The following is a 10,350-nucleotide window of genomic DNA, read 5'->3' as shown; positions in this document are numbered from 1 at the left end:
CACCAGCAATTGTGTGTAACATCGGTGTTTCTACTTCGAGGTAACCATGGTTATCTAAGTAGTTACGGATGGCACGGATAATTTTAGAACGCGCAATAAACGTTTCTTTACTGTCAGCGTTTGTCATTAAATCTAAGTAACGTTGACGGTAGCGTTGTTCTACGTCTTTAATACCGTGGAATTTCTCTGGCATTGGGCGTAGTGCTTTTGTTAGGAACGTGAATTCAGTCGCTTTTACTGAAAGTTCACCTACTTGCGTGCGGAAGACATTCCCGCGAACACCTACGATATCACCAAGATCTGCTTTGTTGAATAACTCATATGCTTCTTCACCGATTGCATCTTTACGTACGTAAATTTGAATTTGGCCAGCTAAATCTTGAATATGTGCAAATCCAGCTTTCCCTTTGCCGCGCTTTGTCATAATACGTCCAGCAATTACAACTTCATGTGTTTCTTCTTCTAATTGCTCTTTAGAAAATTGGTCAAACTCCGCTACTACTTCGTTTGATAAGTGCGTGCGTTCGAAACGGCTACCGAATGGATCCATTCCACTTTCACGAATATCTGTCATCTTTTGGCGTCTCACCAAAAGTTGGTCGTTTAATTCTTCAATGTTTGACAACGTGTTTCACTCCTCATTTGCTTGTTCCGCTTTTGCAGTCCATTTGTCCATAATGTTTCTATTGTACAGTATTTCTAGTGCCGATTCACGTCTTTCGGATTAATTCACATTGTTTTCGAAATGTTTTCTTGTTAGAAAAACTTAGAAAGACACATCTCGCCCAAAATAGGACGAGATGATGTCCTTTCTTGTGCGGTTAAGAAAGGCATACTTTTTTAACCATAAAAAAAGGTACCACATATTGCGATACCTCTCCCACATTTAAATTAAGGTACTGTTAATCCCTACTGTTGTTTTATTAGCTAATCCAACCACGATAAAGACCCACGCAGGTATGGTCATTGGCGCGATGTCGCATGGACGCACATGTTTGTCACCCGCTGTACCAGATTCGGTTGTAGTAAGCTTTCACTACTAATGGTTAATTCCGTAAAAACAACAATGTTATTTAACATAGCCTAAATTAAATAATCTCGATTTTTGCTTCCGTAGCCATTGCTTCACATTCTTCTAACTCTGCAACAACACCGTTTAATAACATCCGTAATTCTGCTTCTGTTTCTGCTTGGTTAATCGCGGTACGGATTTTTCCATTCCCACGAATCCCTTTCAAGTACCAAGATGCGTGCTTCCGCATTTCGCGTACAGCTACAACTTCGCCTTTAAGCGCCATTAAGCGTTCAAAGTGAAGTAGGCATACATCCATTTTCTCGCGTACTTCTGGTTCTGGCTTTAATTCACCTGTTTCAAGATATTGTACCGTTTGATAAATCATCCACGGGTTACCTAAAGCCGCGCGTCCGATCATTACGCCATCTGCACCTGTGTGTTCAAGTAAACGTTTTGCGTCCTGTGGAGTTTCAACGTCACCATTACCGATGAACGGGATATTAATGTTTTCTTTAACTTCCTTTAAAATATCCCAGTTTGCTTTACCTTCGTACATTTGAACGCGTGTACGACCATGCATCGCAATCGCTGCTGCACCCGCACGTTCTGCCGCTTGTGCATTTTCAACTGCAAATACACGTTTGTCATCCCAGCCGATACGCATTTTCACAGATACTGGTTTATCAACTGCCTCAACTACTGCCGATACCATTTCATAAATTTTATTTGGATCAAGTAGCCATTTCGCGCCCGCTTCACATTTAATAATTTTGTTTACTGGGCAACCCATGTTGATATCGATAATATCCGCTGGTGTATTTTTATCTACGTACTTCGCCGCTTCTACTAGATTCTCTTTATCGCCACCAAAAATTTGTAAGGATAGTGGATTTTCCCGTTCGTCAATGTAGAGCATATTCATTGTTTTTTCGTTACGGAAATTAATCGCTTTATCACTTATCATTTCTGCATAAACTAGTCCCGCGCCGAACTCTTTGACTGTTAAACGGAAAGCTGAATTACAAATACCGGCCATTGGGGCAAGTACAACACGGTTGTCCATGACGATATCGCCAATTTGGAATGGCTTTCGCTGGGCGGTTTTCATCGTTGTTTCCTCCTTGAAGTGGGTTATTCACCCTTTAGCTCTGTTACATCTATAGTTAACTCTTCGGCAATTTTTTGAAGTAAGTCATCTGAAGGCATTTTTTCACCACGTTCAAGCCGCCCTAAAATTGTCGTTGAAATTCCAATACGTTTTGCGAATTCAACTTGTTGAACTCGTTTTAGCTTTCGAAATGCACGAATTCGTCTACCGTACCGATTGTCTTCCATTGCTTCACGCCTTCTTTCTCTCTATCTATCGCTTGTAACGCAAGACGCGCTTGTCCAAGCATAGCACAATCCGCAGACGCAATCTCAACTAACGGCACTAATACAAAAGCTCGTTCATACATACGTGGATGCGGAATGATTAAATGCTCCGCTTCAATATTTTCATGATTATAGAGTAAAATGTCAAGGTCAATGATCCGAGGACCCCATCGAAACTCACGCACGCGCCCTAACTCATTTTCAATAGACTGGCACACTTCAAGTACTTCAAACGGTAATAACATCGTTTCGATCGCAACTGCAATATTCAAAAAAGATGCCTGATCGACAAAGCCAACTGGTGCTGTCTCATATATAGAAGAAACTACCTTTACTTCAATCGCTGGATGGCTCATTAATCGACGTACAGCCTCTTGTAAATTGGCTGCTCGCTCCCCAATATTTGTACCGATTGATAAAAAAACCTTATTCATGAAAATGTACCTCGCACAATTTCAACGGCCACTTCTTTATAATGCCCAGGGATTGGTGGGTCCGGTTTCATTACTTCAACGCGACAACCAAATACTTGGCCCTCGTACTGTGTCAAAATTTTTGTCGCAATTGTTTCTGCAACTGCTTCGATTAATTTATACGGCTTGCCCTCGATTACTTCTTTGCATATATCATACACACCCACATAACTCACTGTGTCTTGAAGTTCATCGGTTTCCCCGGCACGCTTTATATCTACTGCCAAAGAAACGGATGCACGAAAGCGTTGTCCTAACACTGTTTCCTCTCGCAAAACACCATGGTAGCCAAAAAACTGCATGTCACGCAAATGAATATAGTCCATTAAAAATTCTCCTTTTCAGCCGCTCCTAATGTCTCGGTGCTAGCTCTCCTTCTACTTTATACTTCCCAATTAGTGCATCAATCATTTTCACGGTACGTGCCACTTCTTTTACATCATGCACACGAACTAGATGACAGCCTTTTTGTACCCCGTATGCACATGTCGCAGCCGTTCCCTCTACACGTTCATCTACCGGCAAGTTTAATATCGAACCAATCATACGTTTCCGTGACGTCGCTAGTAGCACCGGGTAACCCAACGCTACTAACTTATCTAAACACTGCATCGTTTCAATACTTTGCTGCAAGTTTTTCACAAAGCCAATCCCTGGATCTAAAATAATATGTACATCCGGCACACCTGCGTCTTGTGCAATTTGAATGCTTTCCTCTATATCTGATAGGAACTCTGCCCAATAATTGTTGTACGCATCGTTTTCACGGTTATGCATTAAAATAATCGGTACGTTAAGCTCGGCAGCAACACGGGCGATTTCTGGATCTGCCTTTGCACCCCAAATATCATTAATAATATGCGCACCTGCCTCAACTGCTGCGCGTGCAACTACGGATTTATATGTATCAATTGAAATTATCGCAGGTACTTCGGCTAAAAGCGCCTTAATGACCGGTACGACACGCGCAATTTCTTCCTCGTCTGAAATGCGCTCATAGCCAGGACGCGTCGATTCACCGCCAACATCGATAATTTTTGCACCTTCTGCTACAAGCTTTTTCGCCTGCACAACGGCTGCTTCTACGGAATTATATTTCCCCCCGTCAGAAAATGAGTCCGGTGTAACATTTAAAATGCCCATCACAAATGTTTCCTTCGAGTAATCAAGCTCAATATTGTTTAAAACTAAAGGTGTCGGATACTTTGTTAACATCTTCTATCTCCTTTTAATCGCTTGTGTAATTTGTGCACCATATGCCCGGTGAAGTCGCTCATATAGTACACCCTCTTCCCCTGCAAATCGCACATTGCCAATATTTGAAATCGGCACAAGCTCCTGCACTGAATTCGTAATAAAGCACTCATCCGCCTGCTCAAGCTCCACTTTTAAATAAATCCCCTGTAGTACAGTATAGCCAAGCTGCTCAGCTAATAAGATTACCCACTGACGTGTAATGCCTGGTAGGATCCCTGTATCAAGCGAAGGCGTGTAAATTATATCATCTTTTGCCCAAAAAATATTTGAGGTAATCCCCTCAGCAACAATGCCTTTTTCCGTCACAAAAAAGCCTTCATAGCTAGCTAAATTCGGCAATTCAAAGCGTGCCGAAACATTATTTCCGTAATGGTGACTTTTATGACGTACGTCCTGCTCTGGTTGATTGCGCGGAATTTGTAACCAGCGCGCTTCCTTTGCCTTGCCCCGCATTGTACTCGCTAATGGTTTACGGAATACAATAACATTTGGTGTTGGGTATTCAGTCGGTGCTAACCCAATATCATGTACACCAGCTGATACATTAATGCGGAAGTATCCGTCTTGTCCGTCCTCTGCTTCGTTTAATTTACTTATAATTTGCTCAAAATCTGCAATTGAATACGGCATCGCAATGCGGTATTCCTTCAACCCTTCACAAAGTCGGTTAAAATGCTCCTGAAGGAAAACCGTCTGTCCGTTGTATGTACGAAATGTTTCAAAAAAACCGAGCCCGTATAAAAAGCCGTGATCAAATGGCGAAATTTTCAACTCACTTGCATCCAGATAGTTCCCGTTCATCCAACAAAGCATACTATTTCCCCCTTAGTGACAATACAATTCGATAAACTGCTGTAATAACTGCTTTCCATCTTCTGTCATAATTGATTCCGGATGATATTGTACCCCTTCAATCGCAAACTCCTTATGACGCAGCCCCATAATCTCCCCTTCTTCTGTCCACGCAGTAATTTCAAGGCAGTCTGGCAGTGATTCGCGTTCTACAATAAGTGAATGATAGCGCGTTGCCGCAAACGGGTTTGCATTTTTCCGGTGGAGCCCCTCGCCGCTATGGTATACCGGTGACGTTTTGCCATGCATTAAGCGCTCTGCACGAATAACCTTCCCACCAAATACTTGCGCTAATGCTTGATGCCCTAAACACACACCTAAAATCGGCAGTTTTCCCGCAAAATGTTGGATAATCTTTAAACTCTCACCCGCCTCGTTCGGACTGCACGGACCCGGTGAAATAACAAGCATTGCCGGTGCTAGCTGTTCGATTTCTTCAATTGTAATCTCATCATTTCGTTTTACCATAAGCTCCTGACCGAACTCACCAAAATATTGCACAAGATTATACGTAAACGAATCATAGTTATCAATCATTAATATCATTTTGCTATCTCCTCTGCCATCGCCTTTGCTTGCCACATTGCTTTTGCTTTATTTAATGACTCGATAAATTCATTCGTCGGAATCGAATCAATAACAATACCAGCACCCGCTTGAATATACGCCATACCATCTTGTACAAACGCTGTACGGATGACAATATTTAATTCCATATCGCCCGTATAGCCAATCCAGCCAATCGAACCTGTATAAAGACCACGACGCACTGGCTCTAGCTCTTCAATGATTTCCATCGTACGAATTTTCGGTGCCCCGGTAATCGTACCACCTGGAAACATCGCACGAATGACGTCTGTATTTGTTTTATCATCCGCTACCTCGCCGCGTACATTCGATACAATGTGCATTACGTGCGAATAGCGCTCAATGACCATAAACTCATCCACTTCGACCGTACCATATGTTGCAACGCGTCCTAAATCATTACGCTCTAAATCGACAAGCATGACATGTTCTGCGCGTTCTTTTTCGTGATTGATTAGTTCATTTGCTAATGCGATATCCTCTTCATCTGATGAACCGCGCGGACGTGTCCCTGCAATAGGACGTGTCGAAAGTTCTTTGCCGCTTTTCTTTACAAGTAGTTCCGGCGAGCCACTAACAACCGCAAAATCTGAACTCTCAATATACGCCATGTAAGGAGATGGATTAAATGAGCGCACCGCTTCGTACATCACAATTGGTGGTGCGGTCAGTTTTTTGCCTTGGCGCACGGATAAGTTCACCTGGAACACATCCCCTTGTCCGATATACTCTTGAATTTGTTGTACCGCTCGTTCGAACTGCGGCTCTGAAAACGATATTTCTAGCTCGCTCTCATCTTGCTTTACCTCTACGGCTTTTTCCGCACTAAATAAACGGCTAGCTTGTCCCTTTTCGGCGGCAGTCTTCCACGCATCGGCACATTTAGCTAATTCTACATCGCTTGTTGAAAGCTTCATTAACGTAACGAGTTGCTTTTCAATATCTAGTACAGCCCATGTATCAAATAAATAAAAATACAAATCTGGCACATGCAGATCATCTTCTGCGAGCACCGGCAGTACTTCAATTTTTCGCGCATAGTCATATGAAATGAAACCAATTGCCCCACCTTGGAATTCCGGTAAATCCACATTACGTTGAATAGACTGCTCGTTTACGAGTTGCTCTAGCTCAAATAATGCTTCCCCTGTTCGCACTTCTTCCTTACCGTCTTGCCATAAAATATGTAAACCTGCATCAATTGACTTCGCAGTTGCGTACGGATTCCACGCTGCAATACAGTAATGCCCACCTCGGCCACTTTCTAAAAAAGCCGATTGCGATCTATTTGCCGTCTGCTGTTTATAGCTATAAAAAAATTCATCCTTCGTCATCGGAAAAGAAATAGATTGAATGTGTCTTTCTGTCATCTGATAATGCCCCCTTATTTCTCCATTTACCTCTTATTAAACTCGAAAATAAAAAATAAAGCTATTCAAATAAGAAATTCACAAAAGAAAATTATACTTTCTTAACGAGAACAAAAGTACCAAAGCGCCTGCTTAGCCCTGACAAGCTGCTTGCGAGTCCGAAGTGAAGACGCTCTTTGCCTTCGCCCGGGGACAGACTGCGACCTCGAGGGGCTGGCGCTTTCACCTAGACGTTGCATTTACTTATTTAAATGTTATCCACTAGGCGAAATTTTATTATTTCCTTAACAACAAAAAAGATGCAGCTACTTGAGCGGCATCTTTTAAAAGAAGATATTAGTCTTCGAATTGGTATAAAGGCGTTGATAGATAACGTTCACCGTTAGATGGTACTACTGCTAATACGTTTGAACCTGCACCAAGACGTTTTGCCGTTTCAATTGCTGCAAAGATTGCTGCACCTGAGGAAATACCAGCTAAAATCCCTTCTTCGCGAGCCACTTTACGAGCTGTTTCGAAAGCCGTTTCGTTTTCAACAGGGAATACAGAAGTATAAATTTCAGTGTTTAATACGTCTGGTACGAAACCAGCGCCGATACCTTGGATTTTATGTGGTCCAGGGTTACCACCTGAAAGTACTGGAGAATCTTTTGGTTCCACCGCAATAATTTCGATTTCCGGGTAAGCGGCTTTTAATACTTCACCAGCACCCGTAATTGTACCACCCGTACCAATACCTGCTACGAATGCATCTAATTTAAGACCTTCAAACGCTTCAACGATTTCTGGACCCGTTGTTAGTCGGTGAACTTCAGCGTTTGCTGCATTTTTAAATTGTTGTGGTAAGAAGTAACCTTCTGAAGCAGATAACTCTTCAGATTTTGCGATTGCGCCTTTCATACCTTCTGGACCTGGAGTTAATACTAAATCAGCTCCGTAAGCACGTAGTAAGTTACGGCGCTCTAAAGACATTGTCTCCGGCATTACTAAAATCGCTTTATAGCCTTTTGCAGCAGCGATCATTGCAAGACCAATACCGGTGTTACCAGAAGTCGGCTCAATAATTGTGCCGCCTGGTTTTAGAGTGCCGTCTTTCTCAGCAGCTTCAATCATCGCTAAAGCTAAACGATCTTTTACTGATGAACCTGGATTGAAGTACTCAAGTTTAACGTAAACTGTACCTTCATTTTCGCCTGTAGCATTGTTTAATTTTACGATTGGTGTACGGCCAACTAAATCCGCAACTGAATTTGCTAGTTTACTCATAATTATCCCATCCCTCTCTTAATCCCTACTAAACTAATAGGTATTTCCTAATTCGTATTTTACCAAGTTTTTGTAGCTGTTGTCAACGTAATAGGCAGATCTTTTTTGAATAAATTTTCTGAACAATCTAAAATCGATTCTTTTCTAAAGCGCTAACGGGCATACCTAGCCCCGATAATCGCTGCTGACTCCCAAGTGAAGGCGTTCTTTGCCTTCGTCAGAGAACAGACCGCGACCTTGAGCGTGCGGCGCGAATGCCTAGACATTCCTAAAAAGTTATACTTTTCTACCACAAAAAAAGCCAGCACATAGCTGACTTTTATTTTCCCTCACCATAATACCAAGTTGCATTAAATTCTGCCCAAAAGGCTTCGGGTGTAATCGAAGAAGGAAGCTGCTCCATTGCAAGCTCACGTTTAATACGGTCTTTTACGTTGTCATAAGAGAAGGATTGACCTTCCAGAATTTCTTCAACGAAAGCTAGCGCATAACGTCCATCACTTAAAACAAAAGGCTCTGTCGTGTCATTTACTTTTATACTTTGAACTGCTTTAAAAATAGCGGGATCGACGCTTGTTTGTGTAGCTGTTACATATCCGATATCTCCGCCAAGACTAGCCGAAGATGTATCAAGGGAACGTTCCCGTGCCAGCACAGAAAACTCCGAGCCGTTCGCTAGCTCTTTTTTCACGCTAATAGCATCATCTTTTGACTCAACGACGATAATACTTGTGCGATATGTAGTCGGGATATTATAAAGCGATTTATTTTCTTCATAGTAGGCTTCGCTTTGTGTATCCTCTGTTACAACATCTTTTGTAAGGACTTTTTCTAAAATTAGCTGTGCGCGAATTTTTTGACGCAGCTCACTATCCGATAAGTTTTGGATCGTTGTGTCATTGGAATCTTGCGCAGAGCGAAGAAGTGCTAGTTCTAAATCAATTTCTTCATCCGTCACTTTAATTTTATATTGGTTAGCGGCCTTTTCCATCACTGCTTCGTTCACCAAATTTTGCAGTGTTTCTTTTCCGTAGCGGCTTTCCATCGCGGCTAGCCACTCCTGTCGTGTGATCGTCTGTCCATCAACGGCAGCGACTTGCTCGTCGCCGCCCTTTACTTGCTCCCCTGATGGAAGTAACCACAATACAAACCAAAATAAATTTCCTATAAGTAAAATCAACAATAAAATTAATGTCGGTTTTGTTTTTAATCGTTTTTGCGAAATAGGCGTATTTGGCGATGTTTGTGTTAGCTTATTATTTTGCGTTGATCTCATCAATGAAACCTTCAAGCTCTTGCTTATTGAAATCGTATGTTTCTAAACAGAAGTGACATTGTGCCTCTGCTTGACCATCTTCATCGATCATTTCTTGAATTTCTTGCACACCTAAACCTAAAATCGCCGCACCAAAACGCTCTTTTGAACATTGACATTGGAAGTTCACTGGCATTGAAGATAATACTTGGACATTGCCTTCACCTAAAACAGCTTCTAAAATTTGTTCTGGTGTATACCCTTTTTCAATCATTTTCGAAACAGGTTCGATGTTGGATAATTGCGCTTCAATCGCATCTATTGTTTCATCATCACAGCCTGGCATTAACTGCACAATAAAGCCACCCGCTGCCAAAATCGTATTGTCTGGATTGACTAATACACCTAGACCTACTGATGATGGTACTTGTTCAGATGAAGCGAAGTAATACGTGAAGTCTTCTGCAATTTCACCTGATACGATTGGTGTTTGACCCGAGAACATGTCACGCATACCTAAATCTTTGACTATCGTGACTGTCCCTTCTGTTCCTACACCTGCACGTACATCTAATTTACCTTGCTCATTTAAATCAAAGTGAACTTGACCATTGGTAACAAAACCGCGTACTTCACCTTTTGCATTAGTATCGATAATCATCGGACCAATTGGACCATTACCTTCGATTTTTACCGTAATTTTATCTTCGCCTTTTAGCATCGCACCCATCATAACAGATGCCGTCATTGAACGACCAAGTGCTGCTGATACGACCGGCCATGTATTATGACGACGCTGTGCTTCTCCTACCGTTTCTGTTGTATTTGTCGCAAAGGCACGAACCTTTCCGTCAAATGCGATCGCTCTTACTAAGTAGTCTTCCATGTTGTAGTCCTCTT

Annotated in this window: 12 protein-coding genes (1 of these 12 only partly in view); all 12 read right to left on the bottom strand. The window is 42.1% G+C overall.

Annotation, left to right across the window (positions count from 1 at the left end; genetic code table 11):
* A protein-coding gene (gene lysS, locus MHH87_RS00475) for a lysine--tRNA ligase (protein ID WP_340747402.1) crosses the window boundary here: on the bottom strand, window positions 1–625 show its start. Its footprint begins 866 nt before the window's first position; the window shows 625 of its 1,491 coding nt (coding positions 1–625); it begins with the start codon at window positions 623–625; its stop codon lies beyond the left edge, outside the window.
* A gap of 463 nt (window positions 626–1,088) precedes the next feature.
* Window positions 1,089–2,123 carry a tRNA dihydrouridine synthase DusB gene (dusB, locus tag MHH87_RS00470; protein WP_340747401.1) on the bottom strand — a complete coding sequence of 345 codons (1,035 nt, stop codon included), beginning with the start codon at window positions 2,121–2,123 and terminating at the stop codon, window positions 1,089–1,091.
* A 23-nt stretch (window positions 2,124–2,146) separates the two neighbouring features.
* Window positions 2,147–2,350 (bottom strand): helix-turn-helix domain-containing protein, encoded by a 204-nt coding sequence (locus tag MHH87_RS00465; RefSeq protein WP_340747400.1) that lies wholly within the window; start codon window positions 2,348–2,350, stop codon window positions 2,147–2,149.
* A complete protein-coding gene (gene folK, locus MHH87_RS00460) occupies window positions 2,302–2,823 on the bottom strand; it encodes a 2-amino-4-hydroxy-6-hydroxymethyldihydropteridine diphosphokinase (RefSeq protein WP_340747399.1) in 522 nt (173 codons plus the stop codon). The genes MHH87_RS00465 and folK overlap by 49 nt, the downstream gene beginning before the upstream one ends.
* Complete coding sequence (gene folB / locus MHH87_RS00455) at window positions 2,820–3,188, bottom strand: dihydroneopterin aldolase (protein ID WP_340747398.1); 369 nt, start codon at window positions 3,186–3,188, stop codon at window positions 2,820–2,822. Before folB ends, folK begins: the two co-directional genes overlap by 4 nt.
* A gap of 25 nt (window positions 3,189–3,213) precedes the next feature.
* Window positions 3,214–4,077, bottom strand: coding sequence for a dihydropteroate synthase (gene folP / locus MHH87_RS00450; RefSeq protein WP_340747397.1), 864 nt, complete (start codon window positions 4,075–4,077; stop codon window positions 3,214–3,216).
* Between the two features lie 3 nt (window positions 4,078–4,080).
* Window positions 4,081–4,932 (bottom strand): aminodeoxychorismate lyase, encoded by an 852-nt coding sequence (gene pabC, locus MHH87_RS00445; protein WP_340747396.1) that lies wholly within the window; start codon window positions 4,930–4,932, stop codon window positions 4,081–4,083.
* Window positions 4,933–4,944: 12 nt separating this feature from the next.
* Window positions 4,945–5,517, bottom strand: a complete 573-nt coding sequence (pabA, locus tag MHH87_RS00440) for an aminodeoxychorismate/anthranilate synthase component II (RefSeq protein WP_340747395.1) — start codon at window positions 5,515–5,517, stop codon at window positions 4,945–4,947.
* Entirely contained in the window at window positions 5,514–6,929 is a 1,416-nt protein-coding gene (locus MHH87_RS00435) for an anthranilate synthase component I family protein (protein ID WP_340747394.1), read from the bottom strand. Before MHH87_RS00435 ends, pabA begins: the two co-directional genes overlap by 4 nt.
* Before the next feature lie 336 nt (window positions 6,930–7,265).
* The gene (gene cysK / locus MHH87_RS00430) at window positions 7,266–8,195 is read right to left on the bottom strand and encodes a cysteine synthase A (RefSeq protein ID WP_340747393.1); all 930 of its coding nucleotides are present in this window, start codon (window positions 8,193–8,195) and stop codon (window positions 7,266–7,268) included.
* A 319-nt stretch (window positions 8,196–8,514) separates the two neighbouring features.
* Window positions 8,515–9,471: a peptidyl-prolyl cis-trans isomerase gene (locus MHH87_RS00425; protein WP_340747392.1), complete on the bottom strand. Its 957-nt coding sequence runs from the start codon at window positions 9,469–9,471 to the stop codon at window positions 8,515–8,517.
* Complete coding sequence (hslO, locus tag MHH87_RS00420; RefSeq protein ID WP_340747391.1) at window positions 9,452–10,336, bottom strand: Hsp33 family molecular chaperone HslO; 885 nt, start codon at window positions 10,334–10,336, stop codon at window positions 9,452–9,454. Before hslO ends, MHH87_RS00425 begins: the two co-directional genes overlap by 20 nt.
* Window positions 10,337–10,350 lie beyond the last annotated feature (14 nt).

Origin of the sequence: Solibacillus sp. FSL H8-0538 (assembly GCF_038003525.1) — a bacterium.
Taxonomy (GTDB): domain Bacteria; phylum Bacillota; class Bacilli; order Bacillales_A; family Planococcaceae; genus JBBOPI01.
This window is presented reverse-complemented; position numbering and strand designations above follow the sequence as displayed.